The organism is Pseudomonas sp. LB3P93 (genome assembly GCF_054898025.1).
The window spans coordinates 609,577-631,577 of the sequence record NZ_CM142713.1; the positions used below are offsets into that span (position 1 = coordinate 609,577).

The window sequence follows — 22,001 nt, forward strand, 5'->3', positions numbered from 1 at the left end:
TTTTGCGTTGTCTGTTCGGGCGCTATCGCGAGCACGCTCGCTTCCACATTGGATCGGGTTCTTCCAGAAGGAATACGGTCAACTGTGGGAGCGAGCTTGCTCCGGGCGGCGTTCCGACGATGAACGATGACGCGGTCTCACGCCGTTAGATCTTGCGGGGCAACACCACGGTAAACATCGTGCCATCCGCCTCACTGGAGCTGACCTCAATCGTCCCACCGTGAGCGTCGACCACTTCCTTGACGATAAACAACCCCAGGCCAAGGCTAGTGGATGGCTGGCCGAGCTCCTCGTCGACACTGCGTACCAGCGGATCGAAAATCGTGCCGATCGCGTCTTCGGAAATCGGTACACCGTGGTTATGCACCGTGAGGCGAACCGTGTCTGGCTCGCCTGTCAGGGTCACCGTGACGTCACGCTTGTTCAAACCATGCTGCAACGCGTTGCCGATCAGGTTCTGCAACAGTTGGCGGACCCGTCCGGCATCCCAGGCACCTCGGGTGTCTCCCGCTACATTGACGATGGGGTCGCATTCCGGGTTACCGGCACAGGCTTCGGCAATCGCCGCATGGGCGGCATCGGCCAGGTCCATGGGCGCCGGTTCGATCGGCAGGCTTTTACCCAGGCGACTGCGCACCAGCTCCAGCAAATCGCTGACCATCACCGCCATGTGCCGCGCGCCATGCTTGATGTTGACCGCGCAGGCCAGTGCATCGCCTTCAAGCGCTACTTTGCGCATCAGCATTTCAGTGGACATGCTCACCGCTTGCAACGGTGCCCGCAGGTCATGCCCGAGGATCGCCAGAAAGATATCCCGCGAACGATTGACCTGTTCGGCGTAGGCCGCAGTGGATTCGGCAAGTGCTTCGTCAATGGCTTCGTTGAAACGGATCATGTCCTGGAAATAGGCCAGGTCCGGTGATTCCAGGCTGGCGACCCACAGCCGGATGACACAGGCGCGCAGATGACGGAACTCCGACGTCATCTGCACCAGATCAAACCCCACGGTATGCCGCAATTCGCCATGACTGGCAGCGGCCTCGTCCAGGCTCGGGGTTTTTTCCGGGCCTTCGCCTTTGGCCTTGGCAATTTGTTCGCTGGCGGTTTGCGCGGTGGTCATGTCTCGCGCCGCAGCCAACAAAATGGCCTTGGCGTGATCGCGCAAGGCGACCCTGTCCATGTGCTCGGCCGCCGGGGTGATGGTGCTGGCGAACTGCTCCCATTCATCGACGATACGGTCCACGTGTTGCCTGATGAATTCGGGTAGGCGCATGTGCGGGTTCCTGGTGGGAAGTCTGGCGCATCTTAGCCCCTTTCCAGACCGCTAAAAACTACCATTACGCGGCGGGGCTCTTTTCGACGGCGTTCGGGCGGTAATTACTTATTTTTCAGATTCTGAAATCAAATGTGATCTTGATGTAATCCTGATGTTCACGCTGTTTTTTGATCTTTTGTTTTTGCTGCCAATCAATAATCTGGTCGCTCCTTTCATCGCATAAGGATTTGCGAAATGAACGAGCCTTCGGGTACTCCGGTGTTACAAATAATCACCGGGTATGTAGGAGAAGAGGGAAAACGCGATGTTTATCGTGATTATCTTCTGAGCAAACTGCCCTCGCCGGTAAAAGACGCACCCGCCTCGCGCCTTGTTGCATTGGCCCATTCGAAACCGGAATTCCCTGAATGGTATTTGAATTCAAGCGCTATTGATCGCCAGTACCTCAAAGCGTTGATCGACGAGCACTGGCGCGTCCAGGGTCCATTGGACGATACGCTGGAGAATGTGCAGAAGGATATTCACGCCTTTGCCGAGCCCTTGCTTGTTCAGGCATTGAAAGAGCAATTGAATCTGGAACTGGACGTCAACGCGACGCTGATTCGACTGTATATCCCGGCCAAACTGGGTATTGGCATCGATACCAATGCCAGTCGACTCAGAGAATCCTCATTGCTGGACGCTGCGTTGCACAATTTTGAAGAGCCTGAAACGCAGGAGGGGGCGTTTCGCGAGGGTTCAGGCATCTTCATCAGGGGCGAAGAAAACCAACTTCAGCGGCAGGCGCTGACGGTCGAAAGATTTGCCGCCTTGTGTCGGGCGCTCGATATCGGTGCGCAATATCAGCAGCACATCAAGGCATTACTGGCACCCGAGGAGGCCGCAGCCAAAGCGACAGTTGTGCAGCAATGCACGGCCAGTGAAAAAGCTGCTTTCAACGAATCGGCGCTTATCGCTTATCTGAAAAAAGACATCACTTCCCATGGCTACGGGAAACTTCGGCAGATTCGTGACAATGAACAAGGCATTTTGATGGGGCGTCGTCCCTTGCACTGCCATCGGCTCTCGATCATGGGTTTCAGGCTGTCCGGAATTGTGTTGTTCAGCGCCGTAGCAGACCCTTCTAAAATCAAAAGAATTTACGACGGTCTCATTCCACAGCATCAGCGAACGATGCTGGAATGGTCGCGCCGTCTGGCACTGCTCCCGGGGCAGGAATTTGAACAGTTCAAGTTGCTCGAAGCGTTTTTCGCCAATGGCCCCAGTGGTCTTGTCGACGCCATGTTGCAAAGGAATGATGTTTATCAACAAAGCCGACTCGAGGGGACGTTGATTGCGTATGTCCCCGATGATCCTGAGCATCCCTTGAAAGAGTACGCGTCCTTCACTGATTTAATGAAGGAACTGACGGGCCAGTTGCGCTCACCCGGCTATCAAGAGTTTTTCAGCCGTTTTGTGGCGCAAAAAGACAAGGGCAAGTTTTTTGCCCGGGTTCGCGAGCGCCTCTCGACGTTCACCTGGCAACAGCGTGAACCCCTGGACATGGGGGCGTGGTGGCGAGAAACCGCGGTCGAGAATGCCGATGCAGAGCCTGTCACAAATATCATCCCCGGCGATCTCTGGCCGCAAATGGGCTTATGGCGCAGGGAAAAAGCGATTGCAGATGCGCGGCAAATCGCCGTACCAGCCGGCGATGAAGACGCCACGACCCGCTGGAACCGCCTGAGCAGTTATCTGAACATCGGCTGGAACGTGTTCAACTTTGGCGCCATGTTGGTTCCCTACCTGGGCGAAGCGATGCTTGCCATCATGGTCGGTCAGATGCTCTTCGAAACCATGGAAGGTATCGAAGACTGGAGCAAGGGAGACAAGGAAGAAGCGGCGGCCCATCTCACTGGGGTCATGATCAATTTCGCACAGTTGGCAATCATGGCGGCCGGGCATGTCTTGCCCTCCGGTGCGGCTTCGTCAGTCAAACCTTCGGCTTTTATCGACCAGTTGAAAAACGTCGAGCTGCCCGACGGCAAGACGCGCCTGTGGAACCCGGACCTTTCGCCCTACGCCCATGACCTGGCGTTGTCCGATGAGGCGAAACCAAATGAACTGGGCCTGTACCGGCACAGTGAAAAAGACATCCTCAAGCATGAAAACAAACACTTCGAAGTCATAAACGATCCAGGCACCGGTCAGCCGCGATTGCGTCATCCGAGCCGGCCACAGGCCTATCAACCGAAACTGGAACACAACGGTGCCGGCGTCTGGAAAACAGAACTCGACCGCCCCCTCGAATGGGACAAAACCACACTCATGCGGCGCATGGGGCCGACGGTCGAGGGTTTCTCTGACAACACGCTTGAGCAGATTCGCCTCGTCAGTGGACTGGAAGAGGACGAATTGCGCAGGTTGCATGTCGTCAACGATCCGCCGCCAGCGTTGCTGACCAACACCATCGAACGATTCAAGACTTGGGCTGATGTGCAAAAGCTGCCCGGGCAGATAAGGCTCAATGAGGTTCCGCAAGCGTTCGTCGAACAGGTGCCCAGGTTGATGGTTGAACTGCCGAGATGGCCCGAGCAAAAAAGTATCGAACTCGTTGATGGCGCCGGGCACGGGGGAAGCTCGATAAAGTTTGGCAACATCGATGCGTTGCCGGCCAACACGCTGAAGATAAGCCGTGCCGAGGTCAGTGCAGGGAAACTGCCGGAGCTTGCCGTGAAGTTTGCGAACGAGACCGACATCCACGCAATGCTCGGTCAGGGCATTTCTACTGACGCGCAAATCCGCATCGATGCCTTGAAAAGCCAGCTTGCCGAGCGGGCGGGCAATCGGCGCGGCCCTCTGTTTGAGGCGCTTGATCGTCGCCTGCAACAGACCAACGACCCGCAGGTGCTCGTGCTTCAGGACGCGTTCAACGGCCTCCCCACGGTGATAGCCCGGGAGTTGCTGGCCGACATTGAACCGCAAGAACTGTTTAGCATCACCGAGCCGTCGCGCATCCCCTTGCAGCTCAGGGAGCGTGTGAGAGCCACCTTACAGGCGATACGAACCGCGCGCGCTTATGAAGGGCTCTTCCTCGACTCGCCATACGGTGTCGACACCGAGCGGCTGGCGTTGCACTCGTTGCAAGCATTGCCCAACTGGCCCGAAAACGTTCGGATCGAAATCCGTGAACACTCATTCGACGGACCGTTGCGCGAGAGCGTCGGCCCGGCAGATGCCACTCACCGCAGAATCCTGGTCAGCGAGGACGGTCAGTACCAGGCGCGCGATGCCGATGATGTTCATTTGCACGGCGCCGATACTCTTTACGCCTCGGTGTTGCACGCCCTGCCTGATGCCGAACGAAACGCGCTGGGGTATCACATCAATCAAGGCACCGCGCTCAAGCACGCCATTCAAAAAACGCCGTTGCCACGAGAGACGTTCAGTGCACTTCTCGCGGATAACCCTTTTCGCAAACCGACGTACGACCCGGCCACGATGCGCCTGCGTGGCGGCATGCGCGGGGTTGCTCAGGGGGGGCGTCAAGTCACCGGGCCAATAACGCCGCAAGAGCGGGTCCGTGTCGTCCGCCCCGGATGGACGGAGGACGAAGCCCTGGCTTATCTGCAGGCAGGTGGCAGCGAAGTCAGTCTGGAGCAGAGGGCGAGCGCACTCGAAGTGGAATTCGATCGGCTCAACGCCAGTTTTCAACGCTGGCTGAACTCGCCAACCAACGCGTTTCGCTTCACGCCCGCCGGCATCGCCGAATGGCAATCCAGAAACGCGTTATACAAGGCGGTCAGGGAGTGCTGGCAGCAAACCGGGTTGCGCGATGTGGATTCGTTCGGCGACCTGCACGGCGCGGTGCTCGACCTGGAAAACTTTCCGCTGGGGCGTCATCTGGGCACCCTGCCCTCACTGGAAGGTAATTTCGATCATGTCACTCGCCTCAATCTGAACGGGACCCAACTGACCGACGCGCATATTTCCTTCCTCGATCATTTTCCTCGCTTGCGTTCGCTCAACGTCAACGGCAATTCGCTCACGCGGTTTCCTCGGGCTATAGGCCGAATGCGCACGTTGACGGAACTGAACATGCGAGGAAACCGGATTGTGCTGGATGCGCAGGCGATCGCTGGCCTGCGCAACCTGACGCGGCTTCATATCCTGGACCTGCTCGGCAATCCGTTGGGGCGAGTCCCGGATATTGGCAGCATGAGGATGTTACATACGCTGATCCTGGCTGATACCGGCGTTCATGCCTGGCCCGATGGATTATTTGCACAGCCCCGATTCCGACATTTTTTCCTGGATTTGCAGCGTAACGAAATCACGCAAATTCCAACGGTGCCCCGTGGCTCTGTCCAGGCGGAACTGCTGGCGCGCACGCTGTTGAGCCGGGAACCGCAGTGGTTGGCGGAGGCCAATCTGCAGACGCTCAGAGATTACATCGAGTCCGTCGGCATGGACCCTGATCGACCGTACCCCCCGCGCGGTGTGCGCGACAGTCTTGACTGGGAAGCCGGTATGACACGGCCGGAATGGGTGGCAAAACAGGAAGTCTGGAACAGCGTCGAGGATGAGATCGGTTCGGTCGGGTTTTTCAATGAGATTCGTAAACTCACCGAGTCGGGGCATTTCAGGCGCGACCCAGGATTCCGTGTCGATGTAACTGCCAAGGTCTGGCGAATGCTCGAGGCCATGGCCAAAAACACCGGGTTACGGCAAAAGCTCTTCACGATGTCCACCGTGCCCACGGCGTGCGTCGATGCCGGCGCGCAGCTGTTCAACGCCATGGGAATGGAAGTCCTGATTCATGAGGCCTATGAACTGGCCAATCCCGCGTTGGTCGAGGGTGAGTTGGTGTCGCTGGCGAGGGGCAAGTCACGTCTGGATGAACTGAGCAGGATTGCCCGCAAAACGATTGCCGAGCGCGAGGCACTGGGCGAGCAGTTCCGGCGCCTTGATGCGACGGGCGAGGTGACGGGCACGATTGATGAGGTTGAAGTTCACCTGGCATTCATGACGGATCTTGCCGACCGGCTGGATCTACCCTGGCAGTCCCGAAACATGCAGTTCAGAGGGATCGCCGGCGTAACGTCAGAGATGATCGAGTCTGCATTCCGACGTGTGTTGGACCTTGAAGAAGGTGAACTGCTCGGTGATTTGCTCGTCGAGCAGCCATTCTGGTCATCCTACGTCGAGGGCTCCAACCGAAGTGCTTTCAAAGGCTTCAGGCGCCGGATCGATGCCACGACAGAGTTCTACATGGCGTTGGACGAGCGCGCGACCGACACCACGCTTTCCCTTGAGCAAAAGGCTCGGTTGAAGGAAGAGCTAAGGGTGCTCGGCGCTGAACTGAACAAACCGGAAAGCGCGTTTGCGCCGGGACGGGTCATGACCGAAGCGGAATATGCCGCTGAGTTGAATGTCATCGATGAAGACAAAAAGGCGTTGGTCAAAACCCTCACACAGCAGGCGATCGACCGGGCAAAACTACAAAGGGTAGACATCCCCTTCGCCGTGCAGCCGAACACCTGATCGCGGTTGCTTTTCGCAGGGGCCTGGCGTGTCAGGCCCCTCGAACGATCAAAACAGGAAGTAACGCTGGGCCATCGGCAGAACATCCGCTGGCTCACACCACAACAAAACCCCATCAGCCTTGACCTGATAAGTCTGCGGGTCGACATCAATCGTCGGCAGATAGTCGTTGTGGATCAAGTCGGTTTTCTGCACGTCGCGGCAGCCTTTGACCACGGCGATTTTCTTCTTCAAACCCAAGGCTTCAGGCAGCCCGGCCTCCTGCGCTGCCTGACTGATGAAGGTCAGGCTGGTGGCGTGCAACGAGCCGCCGTAGCTGGCAAACATCGGGCGGTAATGCACCGGCTGCGGAGTCGGAATCGACGCATTGGCATCGCCCATCAGGCTGGCCGCGATGGCGCCTCCCTTGAGGATCAAGGTCGGTTTGACGCCGAAAAACGCCGGGCGCCAGAGCACCAGATCTGCCCATTTCCCCACTTCGACCGAACCCACTTCATGGCTGATGCCATGGGTGATCGCCGGGTTGATCGTGTACTTGGCGATGTAGCGTTTGGCGCGGAAGTTGTCGTTGCCTTCGCCATCACCGGGTAGGGCGCCGCGCTGTTTTTTCATCTTGTCGGCGGTCTGCCAGGTGCGCGTAATCACTTCACCGACGCGGCCCATGGCCTGGCTGTCGGAGCTGATCATCGAGAACGCGCCGAGGTCGTGCAGGATGTCTTCGGCGGCAATGGTTTCGCGGCGGATACGGCTTTCGGCGAAGGCCACGTCTTCGGCAATGCTCGGGTCCAGGTGGTGGCAGACCATCAGCATGTCGAGGTGTTCGTCGATGGTGTTGCGGGTGAACGGCCGGGTCGGGTTAGTCGAGCTCGGCAGCACGTTGGCGAAACCGCAGGCCTTGATAATGTCCGGGGCATGACCGCCCCCCGCACCTTCGGTGTGATAGGTGTGGATGGTGCGGCCCTTGAAGGCAGCGAGGGTGGTTTCGACGAAACCCGATTCGTTGAGGGTGTCGGTGTGGATGGCGACCTGCACGTCGTATTGGTCGGCGACGGTCAGGCAGTTGTCGATACTCGCCGGGGTGGTGCCCCAGTCTTCGTGCAGCTTGAGGCCGATGGCGCCGGCTTTGACCTGTTCGATCAACGGCTCCGGCAGGCTGGCGTTGCCCTTGCCAGTGAGGCCGATGTTCATCGGGAACGCGTCGGCGGCCTGGAGCATGCGCGCCAGGTGCCACGGCCCGGACGTGCAGGTGGTGGCGTTGGTGCCGGTGGCCGGACCGGTGCCGCCGCCGATCATGGTGGTGACGCCGCTCATCAGCGCTTCTTCGATCTGCTGTGGGCAGATGAAGTGGATGTGGGTGTCGATGCCGCCGGCGGTGAGGATCATGCCTTCGCCGGCAATGACTTCGGTGCTGGCGCCGACCGCGATGGTCACGTTCGGCTGGATGTCCGGGTTGCCGGCCTTGCCGATGCCGGCAATGCGACCGTCCTTGAGGCCGACGTCGGCTTTGACGATGCCCCAGTGGTCGATGATCAGCGCGTTGGTGATCAGCGTGTCAACAACCTCTGCGGCCAGGAGTTGGCTCTGGCCCTGACCGTCTCGGATGACTTTGCCGCCACCGAATTTCACTTCTTCGCCGTAGGTGGTGAAATCTTTTTCCACTTCGATCCACAGCTCGGTATCGGCCAGACGGACCTTGTCGCCGACGGTGGGGCCGAACATGTCGGCGTAGGCCTGACGGGAAATCTTCATCGCAATTCCTTGCACAAATTATTGTGGCGAGGGGGCTTGCCCCCGTTCGGGTGCGAAGCACCCGCCAATCAAACAATTAGGTACAACCGACAAAATGCGGTGCCTGGATTCAGGGCTGCTGCGCAGCCCAACGGGGGCAAGCCCCCTCGCCACAGGGGCCGGTGTCAGTCGAGGTGACCCATGATCCTGCCGGCAAACCCGAACACCCGGCGATGCCCGGCCAGGTCTACCAACTCAACCTCACGACTCTGCCCCGGCTCGAAGCGCACGGCGGTGCCGGCGGGGATGTTCAGGCGCATGCCGCGACTGGCCGCGCGGTCGAAGGTCAGGGCGTCGTTGGTTTCGAAGAAGTGGTAATGCGAGCCGACCTGGATCGGCCGGTCGCCGCTGTTGGCCACTTTCAGGCTGACAGTGCGGCGGCCCACATTGAGTTCGATGTCGCCGGGCTGGATCTGGTATTCACCGGGAATCATCAGTGCGCTCCCTGGAGAATCTTGTAGTAGAGGGCGGTCGGTTTGTACTGGCCGGTCGGGTCGCAGGCGTAGTCAGGGATTTCACCTGATTTGGTGTAACCCAGGGCTTTGTAGAAGTCTTCGGCGGGGGAACCGGCCTCGGTGTCGAGGTAGAGCATGCCGCGTTTGTGCTGGAGCGCGGCCTGTTCCAGCGCGCTCATCAATTGTTGGCCCAGGCCACGACGGCGCGCATGCTCGCGCACCAGCAGCTTCTGCACTTCGGCACGGTTCAGGCCATTGGCTTTCTGGCACAGGGTCAATTGCACACTGGCCTGCACTTGCTCGTCCTTGACCACCACCCACAGTAGCACGTTGCCTTTGTTCAGGTTGTCCTGAACGTCATCGAAATAGGCGCGGGCTTGAGTGGCGTCCAGATTGGCCATGAACCCGACACTGGCGCCATAGCCGACAGCGTCGAGCAGCAGATCAATCAAACCCTGACGATAGTGCGCAAAGCTTTCAACATTGACGCGGCGCAGTTGAGCGGCGTTCATCGTGAGTTACTCCTTGTTGGCGGGTGGCGGCTCCGCGCCAGGATTGAGGGTCAGTTGCATGAAGGTCAGGTCCAGCCAGCGGCCGAATTTGGTGCCCACTTGCGGCATCTCACCGGTGATCACGAAACCGGCCCGTTCATGCAAACGAATGGAAGCAGCGTTGCCGCTTTCGATGGCCGCGACCATCACATGCTTGTCGCAGCCTTTGGCGCGCTCGATCAGCGCCGTCATCAATTGCGGGCCGAGACCATTGCCACGCTGGTCGCTGCGCACGTAGACCGAGTGCTCCACGGTGTGGCGGAAACCGTCGAACGGCCGCCAGTCGCCAAATGAAGCGTAGCCCAGCACGCTGTTATCGCCGTCGACAATCACCAGGATCGGATAACCCTGGGCTTGCCGGGCGCTGAACCAGGCCTGGCGGTTGCCCAGGTCCACGGCCTGTTCGTTCCAGATCGCCGTGGTGTTGAGCACGGCGTCGTTGTAGATGTCACGGATCGCCGGCAGGTCGGCGCGCAGCGCATCGCGGATTTGATAAGTCATGGCGCGTCCTCAGGCGATGGGTTGGTGAACGGTGACCAGTTTGGTGCCGTCGGGAAAGGTCGCTTCGACCTGGATCTCCGGGATCATTTCCGGGATGCCTTCCATCACTTGTTCGCGGTTGAGCAGGGTGGTGCCGAAGTGCATCAGCTCGGCCACGGTCCGGCCGTCACGCGCGCCTTCGAGCAGCGCTGCGGAGATGTAGGCCATGGCTTCCGGGTAATTGAGTTTCACGCCGCGCGCCAAACGCCGCTCGGCCACGAGGCCGGCGGTGAAGATCAGCAGCTTGTCTTTTTCGCGTGGGGTCAGGTCCATCGTTTGGAATCCATAATCGGCAGTTAATAAATCGCAAGCGAATTGTGTTCTGTAGCAGCTGTCGAGGTACGAGGCTGCGTTGCGTGTCCGCAGGACCGCCCTCTGGGGCCGCTGCGCAACCCAACGCAGCCTCGTACCTCGGCAGCTGCTACATCGATCGTGTGTGCAGTGATGTCACGTGCTCCAGATTCTTGGCGGTGTCGCCTCGCGGCCAAGTAAGGCCGGACGTAATAATTTCCAAAGCGCAATCATCCAACCGCGCGCAAGCAGGGCTTCACTGGCCAGGCACCGCGCCACCAAAAGTCCGGGCAATTGCGTCAGATCCCCGCGCACGTCATTGGGCAGCGAGCGACAGGTTTCCAGCAGCTCGCTATCAACCTCCCCCGTCACCAGCAACGTCGCAAACACCGGTTGCCCATCCAGGCCAATCGGCGAGTCGAGCAGACCGTCATCCCCGACAATGCGCTGGCGTTCGTGCCAGAGCAACTGGCCGTCGCGGCGGATATCCAGTTGCGCCTGAAAATGCCCGAGGTCGAAGCGCTCGCCACTGGCCGGTCGGCCCAGTGCCACGACGTCCCAGTAAAACAACCGTGCGTCGCCCTCCAGATCAATGGAGGTGCTGAGCTCGGCCTGAGCGTCGCTGAAGATGATCGTCTCTTGCGGCAGCCATTCCAGTGTCGCACCGGGCGCCACTTTCAACGCCAACCGCTGATAGGCGGGCCCCGCCGCGCGATACCACTTGGCGGCACCCGGGCTGGTGATTTGCGCCCAGGCGTCCGTACCGACGCTCGCCGAGATATCCAGTCGATCCCCGCCGGCAATGCCCCCGGGCGGATGAACGATGATGTGCTGGCACACGTGCGGCCCTTCGGCGTACAGGTGCTTTTGCACCCGCAATGGGCCTTTGTGCCGGCGCTGGACCGGGCGTGTGCTGTCGCCGAAACGGGCGTAGCCCAGTTCCAGCTCGGCGTGCCAGCTGGGGGTGAACAGGACAGTGGGTACAGGTAAATTCATATTTTCTAATTATCGTCAGGACGCTTCAGATTAGATCGTAACCAGACCACGTACACCCTCGGCTTCCATGTTTTCGCCGCGACCTTGCTGCACGATCTCGCCCCGGGACATCACCAGGTATTGATCGGCCAGTTCTGCGGCGAAATCGTAAAACTGCTCTACCAACAGAATCGCCATGTCGCCACGGGCCGCGAGTTTCTTGATCACCACGCCGATCTCCTTGATCACCGACGGCTGGATGCCTTCGGTGGGTTCATCAAGAATCAACAGCCGTGGAAGGCTGGCCAGTGCGCGACCGATCGCCAATTGCTGTTGTTGGCCGCCGGACAAGTCACCGCCGCGTCGTTGCTTCATTTGCAGCAGCACCGGGAATAGCTCGTAGATGAACGCCGGTACTTCCTTGGCTTCAGAACCAGGAAATCGTGACAGGCCCATCAGCAGGTTTTCTTCCACGGTCAGCCGACCGAAAATCTCGCGCCCTTGAGGCACATAAGCGATCCCGGCATGCACTCGCTGGTGCGGCTTGAACGTGGTGATCGGTTTGCCTTCCCAGTTCACCGCGCCTTCTTTGGCTGGCAGCAAACCCATCAGGCATTTGAGCAACGTGGTTTTGCCCACGCCGTTGCGCCCCAACAGGCAAGTGACTTCACCGACCTTCACGTCAAACGTCAGGCCCCGCAGGATGTGGCTACCGCCGTAGTACTGGTGCAGCTTGTCGACTTGCAACATCTTCAAATTCCTTCTGTGTCACACAGAACCCTGTGGGAGCTGGCTTGCCTGCGATAGCGGAGTATCAGTCAACAAATATGTTGGATTCACCGGCCTTATCGCGGGCAAGCCCGCTCCCACAGGTTTTTTATTCGCATACCTAGCGGCCGAGATAAACCTCGATCACGCGCTCATTGTCCTGCACCTGCTCCAGCGACCCTTCGGCCAGCACGCTGCCCTGGTGCAACACGGTGACGTGGTCGGCGATGGAACCGACAAAACCCATATCGTGTTCCACCACCATCAGCGAATGCTTGCCCGCGAGGCTCTTGAACAGTTCGGCGGTGAACTCGGTCTCGGCGTCGGTCATGCCCGCCACCGGCTCGTCGAGCAGCAGCAATTGCGGGTCTTGCATGAGCAGCATGCCGATTTCCAGAAACTGCTTTTGACCGTGAGACAACAACCCCGCCGGGCGATTGACCGAGGCCGCCAGGCGAATGGTTTCCAGCACCTCGCTGATGCGGTCTTTCTGTTCGCCACTGAGGCGAGCCCGCAGGCTGGCCCACACCGACTTGTCAGTTTTCTGCGCCAGTTCCAGGTTCTCGAACACGCTCAAGGCTTCGAACACCGTCGGTTTCTGGAACTTGCGACCGATGCCGGCCTGGGCGATTTGCACTTCGCTCATCGACGTCAGGTCCAGGGTTTCACCGAACCAGGCTTTGCCGTGACTGGGTCGAGTCTTGCCGGTGATCACATCCATCAGCGTGGTCTTGCCGGCTCCGTTGGGACCGATGATGCAGCGCAATTCGCCGACGCCGATGTACAGGTTCAGATCGTTGAGGGCTTTGAAGCCATCGAAGCTGACACTGATGTCTTCCAGGGTCAGGATCGTGCCGTGGCGCGTATTCAGTCCGGGGCCGACGCGTTGTCCGAGGCCGATGGCGTCGCGGCTGCTGCCGGCGTCCTTGTTGGGCTCCACTGGGAAAAACGCCGGTTCGAGCATGAATTCCGCCGTCGCAGTGACTCTCATTGCTCACCTCTCTTTTTCAGCAGACCGATCACGCCTTTGGGCAAATACAAGGTCACGACAATGAACAATGCGCCGAGGAAGAACAGCCAGTACTCGGGAAACGCCACGGTGAACCAGCTCTTCATCCCGTTGACCACGCCCGCGCCAAGCAGCGGCCCGATCAGCGTGCCGCGTCCACCCAGCGCCACCCAGACGGCGGCTTCAATCGAGTTGGTCGGCGACATTTCACTCGGGTTGATGATCCCGACCTGCGGCACATACAACGCCCCGGCCAGGCCGCACAAAACCGCACTCAACACCCAGACGAACAGCTTGAAACCCCGCGGGTCGTAGCCGCAGAACATCAGGCGGTTTTCCGCATCCCTTAGCGCCGTCAGCACGCGTCCGAATTTGCTTTGCGCCAGGCGCCAACCGATAAACAGACTCGCTACCAGCAACACCACCGTGGCAAAGAACAACACTGCGCGGGTGCCCGGTTCGGTGATGCCAAAGCCGAGAATCGTGCGGAAGTTGGTGAAGCCGTTGTTGCCGCCAAACCCGGTTTCGTTGCGGAAGAACAGCAGCATCCCGGCGAAGGTCAGGGCCTGGGTCATGATCGAAAAATACACGCCCTTGATCCGCGAGCGGAAGGCGAAGAACCCGAACACCAGCGCCAGTAAACCCGGCGCTAAAACCACCAGGCACATCGACCAGAGAAAGCTGCTGGTGCCGGTCCAGTACCACGGCAATTCGGTCCACGACAGGAAGGTCATGAACGCCGGCAAGCCATCGCCCGACGCCTGGCGCATCAGGTACATGCCCATCGCGTAACCGCCGAGGGCGAAGAACAGGCCGTGGCCGAGGGACAACAGACCGGCGTAACCCCAGACCAGATCCAGCGCGAGGGCGACGATGGCGTAGCACAGAATCTTGCCCACCAGCGTCAGCGTGTAGGCCGAGACGTGGAACACGCTGTCCGGCGACAACAACGACAGCAACGGCAACGACAGCAATAGAACGAGGATCACTGCGCCAACGGCGATCGTGACTTTGGGGCCGGCCTTTTGCGTGGCCGTGAGCATCAGGGGCTGGTTCATCAGTCGATCACCCGTCCTTTCAGTGCGAAGAGGCCTTGCGGACGCTTCTGGATGAACAGAATGATCAGCGCGAGGATCAGGATCTTGCCGAGCACGGCGCCGATCTGCGGTTCGAGAATTTTGTTGGCGATCCCTAAGCCGAACGCGGCCAGCACGCTACCGGCCAACTGACCGACACCCCCGAGCACCACCACCAGGAACGAGTCGATGATGTAGCTCTGGCCGAGGTCCGGGCCGACGTTGCCAATCTGGCTGAGCGCCACGCCGCCAAGGCCGGCAATGCCGGAGCCGAGGCCGAAGGCGAGCATGTCGACGCGCCCAGTCGGCACGCCGCAGCAGGCGGCCATGTTGCGGTTCTGGGTGACGGCGCGCACGTTCAAACCCAGGCGCGTCTTGTTCAGCAGCAGCCAGGTCAGCACCACTACAAACAGGGCGAAGGCGATGATCACGATGCGGTTGTACGGCAGCACGAGGTTGGGCAGCACTTGAATCCCGCCCGACAGCCACGCCGGGTTGGCCACTTCAACGTTCTGCGCGCCGAACAGCAACCGGACAAGCTGAATCAGCATCAAACTGATGCCCCAGGTCGCCAGCAGGGTTTCCAGCGGGCGGCCGTAGAGGTGACGAATCACCGTCCGTTCCAGTGCCATGCCGATCGCTGCGGTGACGAAAAATGCCACCGGCAACGCGATCAGCGGGTAGAACTCGATGGCTTGCGGGGCGAAGCGCTGGAACATCAGCTGCACCACGTAGGTCGAGTAAGCGCCGAGCATCAGCATCTCGCCGTGGGCCATGTTAATCACGCCGAGCAGGCCGAAAGTGATCGCCAGACCCAAAGCCGCGAGCAGCAAAATCGAACCCAGGGACATGCCGCTGAAGGCTTGGCCGAGGATCTCGCCGATCAGCAGTTTGCGTTTGACTTGAGCCAGGCTGGTTTCGGCGGCGGTGCGCACAGTAGCGTCGGCTTCGACGCCCGGCTCGAGCAGGCTTTCGAGGCGGGTGCGCGCCAGTGGATCGCCGGTTTCACCGAGCAGACGCACCGCCGCGAGGCGCACGGACGGGTCGGTGTCGACCAGTTGCAGGTTGGCCAGGGCCAGACTCAAAGCGGCATGAACGCTTTCATCTTTTTCACCCGCCAGTTGATGGTCGAGGAATTTCAGCTGCGCGGGTTTGGCGCTTTTCTGCAATTGCTGCGCGGCGGCCAGACGGATTTTGGCGTCGGCGGCGAGCAATTGGTGGCTGGCCAGCGCGGTGTCGATCAGACCCCGCAGGCGATTGTTCAGGCGCAGGGTTTTCGGTTGGCCGTCGACGGTCAACTCGCCTTGTTGCAGGGCGTTGATCAATTCGACACGGGCCGGGTCGGGCTGCGCGGCCCAGGATTCGAGAAGCTTGGCTTGCTGCACGGGATTGGCGGCGACGAAGTCTTCGGCGTCGCCTGAATGTGCGGCCATCGGCAGTAAAAGCGCGAGGGCGAGAATAAGACGGTAAAGGGCGATGCGCATAGCGGGAGTCCTGTATTGATCGTTCCCACGCTCTGCGTGGGAATGCCTCACCGGACGCTCCGCGTCCGCTTTTGGGACGCGGAGCGTCCCTGGCTGCATTCCCACGCAGAGCGTGGGAACGATCAGGCTGTGCGAGGTGGCTTAGTTGCTCTTCACCGCATAATCCGGCCGCTTGTCGTTACCCGAAATAAACGGGCTCCACGGCTGGGCGCGGATCGGCCCCTCGGTCTGCCACACGACGTTGAACTGACCATCGGCCTGGATCTCGCCGATCATCACGGGCTTGTGCAAATGGTGGTTGGTCTTGTCCATGGTCAGCGTGTAGCCCGACGGTGCGGCAAAGGTCTGGCCGGCGAGGGCTTCGCGGACTTTGTCGACGTCGGTGGACTTGGCTTTCTCAGCCGCTTGCGCCCACATGTGGATGCCCACGTACGTGGCTTCCATCGGGTCGTTGGTCACCGCTTTGTCGGCGCCTGGCAGGTTGTGTTTCTTCGCGTAGGCTTTCCAGTCGGCAACGAACTTTTTGTTCGCCGGGTTCTCGACCGATTCAAAGTAGTTCCATGCCGCGAGGTTGCCCACCAGCGGTTTGGTGTCGATGCCGCGCAGTTCTTCTTCGCCGACCGAGAACGCCACGACCGGGACGTCGGTGGCTTTCAAGCCCTGGTTGGCCAGCTCTTTATAGAACGGCACGTTGGAGTCGCCGTTGACGGTGGAGATGACCGCTGTCTTGCCACCGGCCGAGAATTTCTTGATGTTGGCCACGATGGTTTGGTAATCGCTGTGGCCGAACGGGGTGTAGACCTCTTCGATGTCCTTGTCCGCCACGCCTTTGGAATGCAGGAACGAGCGCAGAATCTTGTTGGTGGTGCGCGGGTAAACGTAGTCAGTGCCCAGCAGGAAGTAACGCTTGGCGCTGCCACCTTCTTCGCTCATCAGGTATTCCACCGCCGGGATCGCCTGCTGGTTCGGCGCGGCACCGGTGTAGAACACGTTCGGCGACATCTCTTCGCCTTCGTATTGCACCGGGTAGAACAGCAGACCGTTGAGCTCTTCGAACACCGGCAATACCGATTTACGCGACACCGAAGTCCAGCAACCGAACACCACGGCAACCTTGTCCTGAGTCAGCAACTGACGACCCTTTTCCGCGAACAGCGGCCAGTTCGACGCGGGGTCGACGACCACGGGTTCCAGCATCTTGCCGTTCACTCCGCCCTTGGCATTGATCTCGTCGATGGTCATCAACGCCATGTCTTTGAGCGAGGTTTCGGAGATCGCCATGGTCCCGGACAACGAATGCAGAATACCGACCTTGATGGTCTCGGCGGCCTGGACGGTCCAGGTCATGCCCATCGCGGCAATACTTGCCGTGAGTGTGAAAGCCTTGATCAAGCTGCGACGCTTCATTGTGCGATCTCCATGAACGTTAGTAATTTTTCTGGGTTGGCAGATGCGGACTACTAAAGGGTCTTTAGCAAGGGCTGTGCCTGTTCGGCAGAGGCAGGGAAATAGCGTAATAGAGCCTTCCGTAAACACGGAGGCGCACCAGACTGGGGCTTGATCAAGGCGCGGGTGCATCGTCGTGCGCAGCATTGGTGCCGGCAGCGTCAAAAGCCGAAACCCTGCGGGCGATAAATATGTACCACCTGCGGCGCTCCAGGATCTTGATCATCGTGGTTTCTCAATCCAGTGAGCAGCGCATGGACAGCACCTCTATCAGCACACCTTCAACACTTCGAGGGACGGCCAGATTTCCTGCCCTGGGTCCGACATTCATCAGTGCAGATGATGCCGCCTACTGGGTACACCGGCAGATCGGCGCACGCCGTGACAGGGCTTACGGCGGTGTGATCGTGCAACGTGGCGACGGAAAATTTCAGCCCACGTTACCTGTAGCAGGCATGAAAGGGCGTTTCGATTTCGACACCCTGCTGTCTACCGATAACCCCGGGGAACTATTCGTCCCCCAGGGCTACAGTGGCGCGGCGTATTACCTGTCTCTTTCGGCAAATCACGCTGAAGTCCTGCGTGTTCACCCGGGCTGGACGGCCGAGCAGATCAAGTTGAGCCTCGGTTTTTTTCCGAGACACCATATTCTGAGCCACATGCAGGACCCGGGCCCCTATGGCCAGCGTCACTATCTGTCGGGGCCGGATGGTTCACTGATCAAGTACGAGTCGACTCAGCCGACTGAGGAGAAGAAGCTCTTTGAGCAGGGATTCAAGTCGTTCGGGCCATTCACCGACGTCGAGCTTTTGATTCAGAAGGTAGCCACGACCGGCACGCTGAGCGTACTGGTGCCAAATGATCAGTGGGGCGGTGTACGTGGAAACGTGTCGGCGAGCTGGACCCTCGGTACCGCGTTGGGGCACAACCGACCCGTTTCACAGCCTTTTTTTTGTGCCGTGTCCGATCAAGTGGACAAGGCCATCGAAGCCGCAGCAACGAGCGTATCCACAACCTCCGGCAGCGTGTATCTGGGTTTTGTAGTGACATCTGCCGGCAGTTCGGAGTGCATGGCGACCTATCCGGTTCTCTCCAGTCAGCTGGAGGTGGCCATGGAATTGTTCAACACCTTTCCGAGGAAAGCTGATCACAAGCTGGAGAGGTTGCTCGATTTCGACCTTCACGGCGTTTATTTCCTATCGCACAGTGATGGCGCGCAGAGCGCCAGCGAGCCTTGGCTTTATGAGCGATTTTTTTCACCGGACGAGTTGGCTGCGGGCATCAAGTTTTCGCTATGGGATGTCTATCGGCAGGAATACCCCGACTATCTGAGGGTGTACGCCCGGACTCGAGACGGAGCCGTATTGCAATACCGCCCCTCGGCGCACCTCGATGAAGATCCGCTGAAGGACAGCGCGGGTCTCAACGCTAAGCTGAAGGCTGGCACGCTCAAGCCCGGGGATTACATCAGGCAGGTGGCTGCAGCCGGCGAGCTGACAGTGCTGAAGGACAGCCCGCTGTGGGATGTTGTCGGGAACGTTGGCGCCGACTGGCAACCCTATGCCAGGTTGCGGCGTTTAAGTCCCGCTTTCCTCGTGGCGGACGATGCCGCACGTTTCGCGCACGAGTACATCGGCAGCCGTCGAGAGCAAGGCTTCGCCGGGATGATTTTGCAGGATCAGAACAAACGCTTTGTCGCCACAGAACCGATGGTTTGCGCAAAACCACGGTTTGCGCTGGACAGGCTCTGCCCCCTCGATGCCTCCGGCGCGCCGATCATGTTGGTCGAGGGGTACTCGTTTCATGGGCTGTATGCCTCGCGTTGGCAAACCGACTCCGTGTCAATCGCACGTGACGACGCTCAAGAGCAGCTGACGGAGGCGCAAATGTTCACCGCCGAAGACATTCATTCGGTGCTAGACAATAGCGCACATGTTGTCGATTTCTACCTGTCCGGCTCGGCCGACAGCCTGCTGGTTTACAGCCCCGACGCCTCGAAAGTGGCGGCTCGCAACAGACTGCAAGGACGGGTTGTCGTGCTCGCTGATGGCAAAACCCTGATAGATCAGGCGTTGGCGGCCGGCACACTTGAGCCCAGTGCAGTGGTCGACGAACTGGCCGGCACTGGCAAATTGCGTGTGGTGGTTGGCAACGACGTGTGGGGCCCTCGAGGAACCGTGCTGGGTGATGAGACAAATAATCAGGCAGCCCGTACAGACGTTTCCGCTCCGGTACTCGGGGCGATTTTTTCCAGCGCCGAAGAAGCGGTGCTGAACGCCCGTCATCGCGCCAGGCTCGACTACCGCACGGCTGCGGCGGGTTGGGGATTCATTCTTAAACACAAGGACCGCGATGAGTACGTGGCGACCGATACGGTGCCTGTCGGACGCCTGGGTGCATTGAATCAGGCGAGCGACTTTGGCGCGCCGGTGTTGATCGACGAGTTTCGCACTCTCGCGCTGTATTACTCGGCATGCTGGATCCATGACGGGTTATCGACAGCGGATGCCTGGTTCGCCCGACATTTTGCTTCCATAACCGATCTGGCGGCGGCCATCTATGACGACGAGGGCACGCAACGTCTTACGCATTTACAAGACCTGAGCGTTTTCGTCGCGACCCTGGATGGGGCCTTGTTGCGGTATCAATTCTCGGCCACCTCAACACAGTTCGACACTAAAGGTTTGCAGCAACTGAGGTCGGTGTTGCTCAACGGCACGCCACCCTATGCCAACGTCCTTCAATTGATCGCCAAGGCCGGAGAACTGAAGGTGCTGCGCACCAGTGAGCTATGGGACGAGGCGGGCGTTGTCGGCACTGACTGGAAACCTTTCGTACAGATCCAGCGACGAGCCCTCAGCCCGGTCTTTCTGTCGCCGGATGATGCCGCACGCTATGCGCTGGCGCAGTTGGGCTCTCGGCGTGAGCGGATCTACGGTGGCTTGGTGCTGCGTCGCGTCGATGGTTTGTTTGTCGCGACGTTGCCGGTGGCCGTCGAGGTCGAGAACTTCCCGGCCAGCTGGATTCGTCTGGATGAATTGACTGACGAAGGGTTGTTTCTGGCCGGGAGTACGGTCGTTGCCCGTTACCACTCCCGAATGCAGGTCGAGCCGATTTTCGCGCTGTCGAACCGCGAACGGGACGTGTACCTCAACATGTTCTCCACCGATTTTCTTGGGGATATCCTGACCGGCTCCGGGCTTTCAACCTCTCTGTCACCCGGCAAGGAATATCTGCTGGGGCTCGATGGCAGCCTGATCAGCTACACCGTCAGCGCAAGTGCTGTCGAAAAACAACTTGCCGGGGCTTTGGCACCACCCAGCCAATTGCAGCGCAGGCATACCCCGATAGAACTGCAAATGCGCAACGGCACGCTAACCCCGAGTGGATACGTCAATCAGGTTGCAAGAGCCGGCAGGTTGCAAGTGATCGCGGGTAGTCGGCTGTGGGGCAAGGCCAGGCAGTTGTCACAATGGAGTGCTTATTCCAGGGAAGCCCTATCGCAGGTGCATCGGTCGGCCATCGCTGATCCGGCGCTCAGTCCGGTCTTCACGCAAATGGACGACGCCGTACGGCATGTCCATCGAGCGGCTGGAACTCGAACCCGATTGATGTTCGGGTTCGTGCTCAAGTCGCTTAAGGCCGAGCAGTATGTGACGACGTTGCCGATCGACGGGAGGCAAGGAAGTCTCGCCGTCGAGCGGGTATTTCCCGATGGGCTATTACCCCTGGGGTATCGCGTTGAGGGAATCTATCTGTGTCCGTCGACCGGGGCGGGACGACTGCCGCATGACTTGAATCAGAGCTTCATCTCGCCTCGGGATCTGACGTACGGGTTGGAAGCTGTTCGTGTGCGCACGGGGGCAGTGACTACTTTTCTCAACGTCTTTGTGTCCTGCGCCGATGGTGCCTTGTTGCGATACAAGCCCAAGGCCAGCGCACCGGAGTGGACCCGGTTAAATGCCGCCGTCGCGTACGAGAAAGTACTGCAATCAGGGCACGAATCGCTAATCGAGTATCTGCGCAAAGTGATCGCCAACGGTGAGTTGCAGGCCGTGGTGCGCAGCACTTTCTGGTCGCCGTTCAGGGTTGATGCCCGGGGTGTCAAAACCGGCATCGGGTTGGTGAGATGGGCGCTGGATAACCGCTTTGCCCTCGGGCCGGTATTCGCACATGCCGATGATGCGGCACGCTCCGCCCAAAGACAGATTGGCGAGTACGTCGGCAAGCAGTATCTGGGGGGTGTTTTGATGCATGAGGCGACGGCTTCGTTCGTTGCCGTCGAGCCGCTTGAAGACGGCCTCGACAGCGGCGCTGCCAGCGCGCTGTTTTATTCCGGGCCGGGCGGGCCAATTGCACCGGTCACGGCGCCGGGTGCGCAGCCCTTGCCATTACCTGTTTTTCCCGAGGACTACAAATGGGTGGCTGTTCATCAGTTCTACAAACGCTTCAGTCTGTTCGTGACGGACCCCAGCGAGTCTGATCGATTGCTTCTGGATAACCTGGCCCTGGCCGACCTGTGGTTCAGCAGAGACGTTTTGAAAAAGAGTGGGGTCTCCGGGGGTAGTTGCTATTTCACCGGTCGTGGAGGGGCTCTGTTCAAGTTCACCCCCAGCTTCTCGCAGCAGGAAGCGGTATTGTTCAGCGAGGAGGCAAGGGACGGGGTCGCGGCATACCTCGCCAGACTCGCAAGCGTCGGCCGGCTTGAAGTATTGGACACCGATGATTACTGGCACCGTCGCGGGCGACTGAATGCGACCTGGAAGCCACCTGTGCAACCGGCGGCGACGCCGGATCGTGACGAACTGTGAAGCGCAGC

14 protein-coding genes are annotated in these 22,001 nt (G+C 59.6%); 2 read left to right on the forward strand and 12 right to left on the reverse strand.

The window, feature by feature from the left end:
- Window positions 1-145: 145 nt before the first annotated feature.
- Window positions 146-1,273, reverse strand: coding sequence for a sensor histidine kinase (locus ACYZT8_RS02655; RefSeq protein WP_461979013.1), 1,128 nt, complete (start codon window positions 1,271-1,273; stop codon window positions 146-148).
- A gap of 237 nt (window positions 1,274-1,510) precedes the next feature.
- Here ACYZT8_RS02655 and ACYZT8_RS02660 point away from each other — a divergent pair, with 237 nt between their 5' ends.
- Window positions 1,511-6,799: a dermonecrotic toxin domain-containing protein gene (locus ACYZT8_RS02660; protein WP_461979015.1), complete on the forward strand. Its 5,289-nt coding sequence runs from the start codon at window positions 1,511-1,513 to the stop codon at window positions 6,797-6,799.
- A 48-nt stretch (window positions 6,800-6,847) separates the two neighbouring features.
- Here the strand turns inward: ACYZT8_RS02660 and ureC are convergent, their stop codons facing one another.
- The 11 genes from ureC to urtA all read right to left on the reverse strand — a co-directional run bounded on the left by ureC (window position 6,848) and on the right by urtA (window position 17,143).
- Window positions 6,848-8,548, reverse strand: coding sequence for an urease subunit alpha (ureC, locus tag ACYZT8_RS02665; RefSeq protein ID WP_461979017.1), 1,701 nt, complete (start codon window positions 8,546-8,548; stop codon window positions 6,848-6,850).
- Between the two features lie 164 nt (window positions 8,549-8,712).
- The gene (locus tag ACYZT8_RS02670) at window positions 8,713-9,021 is read right to left on the reverse strand and encodes an urease subunit beta (protein WP_461979019.1); all 309 of its coding nucleotides are present in this window, start codon (window positions 9,019-9,021) and stop codon (window positions 8,713-8,715) included.
- Window positions 9,021-9,554 (reverse strand): GNAT family N-acetyltransferase, encoded by a 534-nt coding sequence (locus ACYZT8_RS02675; RefSeq protein WP_461979021.1) that lies wholly within the window; start codon window positions 9,552-9,554, stop codon window positions 9,021-9,023. The genes ACYZT8_RS02670 and ACYZT8_RS02675 overlap by 1 nt, the downstream gene beginning before the upstream one ends.
- A gap of 6 nt (window positions 9,555-9,560) precedes the next feature.
- The gene (locus ACYZT8_RS02680; protein ID WP_461979023.1) at window positions 9,561-10,094 is read right to left on the reverse strand and encodes a GNAT family N-acetyltransferase; all 534 of its coding nucleotides are present in this window, start codon (window positions 10,092-10,094) and stop codon (window positions 9,561-9,563) included.
- Between the two features lie 9 nt (window positions 10,095-10,103).
- Window positions 10,104-10,406, reverse strand: a complete 303-nt coding sequence (ureA, locus tag ACYZT8_RS02685) for an urease subunit gamma (protein WP_103495230.1) — start codon at window positions 10,404-10,406, stop codon at window positions 10,104-10,106.
- Window positions 10,407-10,580: 174 nt separating this feature from the next.
- Window positions 10,581-11,420 (reverse strand): urease accessory protein UreD, encoded by an 840-nt coding sequence (locus ACYZT8_RS02690; protein ID WP_461979026.1) that lies wholly within the window; start codon window positions 11,418-11,420, stop codon window positions 10,581-10,583.
- Window positions 11,421-11,450: 30 nt separating this feature from the next.
- Window positions 11,451-12,149 carry an urea ABC transporter ATP-binding subunit UrtE gene (gene urtE, locus ACYZT8_RS02695; RefSeq protein ID WP_461979028.1) on the reverse strand — a complete coding sequence of 233 codons (699 nt, stop codon included), beginning with the start codon at window positions 12,147-12,149 and terminating at the stop codon, window positions 11,451-11,453.
- A 139-nt stretch (window positions 12,150-12,288) separates the two neighbouring features.
- Entirely contained in the window at window positions 12,289-13,158 is an 870-nt protein-coding gene (urtD, locus tag ACYZT8_RS02700; RefSeq protein WP_461979030.1) for an urea ABC transporter ATP-binding protein UrtD, read from the reverse strand.
- Entirely contained in the window at window positions 13,155-14,234 is a 1,080-nt protein-coding gene (gene urtC, locus ACYZT8_RS02705) for an urea ABC transporter permease subunit UrtC (protein ID WP_461979032.1), read from the reverse strand. Before urtC ends, urtD begins: the two co-directional genes overlap by 4 nt.
- Complete coding sequence (gene urtB / locus ACYZT8_RS02710) at window positions 14,234-15,736, reverse strand: urea ABC transporter permease subunit UrtB (protein WP_461979034.1); 1,503 nt, start codon at window positions 15,734-15,736, stop codon at window positions 14,234-14,236. The genes urtC and urtB overlap by 1 nt, the downstream gene beginning before the upstream one ends.
- Before the next feature lie 141 nt (window positions 15,737-15,877).
- Window positions 15,878-17,143 carry an urea ABC transporter substrate-binding protein gene (gene urtA, locus ACYZT8_RS02715; RefSeq protein ID WP_461979036.1) on the reverse strand — a complete coding sequence of 422 codons (1,266 nt, stop codon included), beginning with the start codon at window positions 17,141-17,143 and terminating at the stop codon, window positions 15,878-15,880.
- A gap of 293 nt (window positions 17,144-17,436) precedes the next feature.
- Between urtA and ACYZT8_RS02720 the strand changes: the two genes are divergently transcribed.
- Window positions 17,437-21,993: a hypothetical protein gene (locus ACYZT8_RS02720; protein WP_461979038.1), complete on the forward strand. Its 4,557-nt coding sequence runs from the start codon at window positions 17,437-17,439 to the stop codon at window positions 21,991-21,993.
- Window positions 21,994-22,001 lie beyond the last annotated feature (8 nt).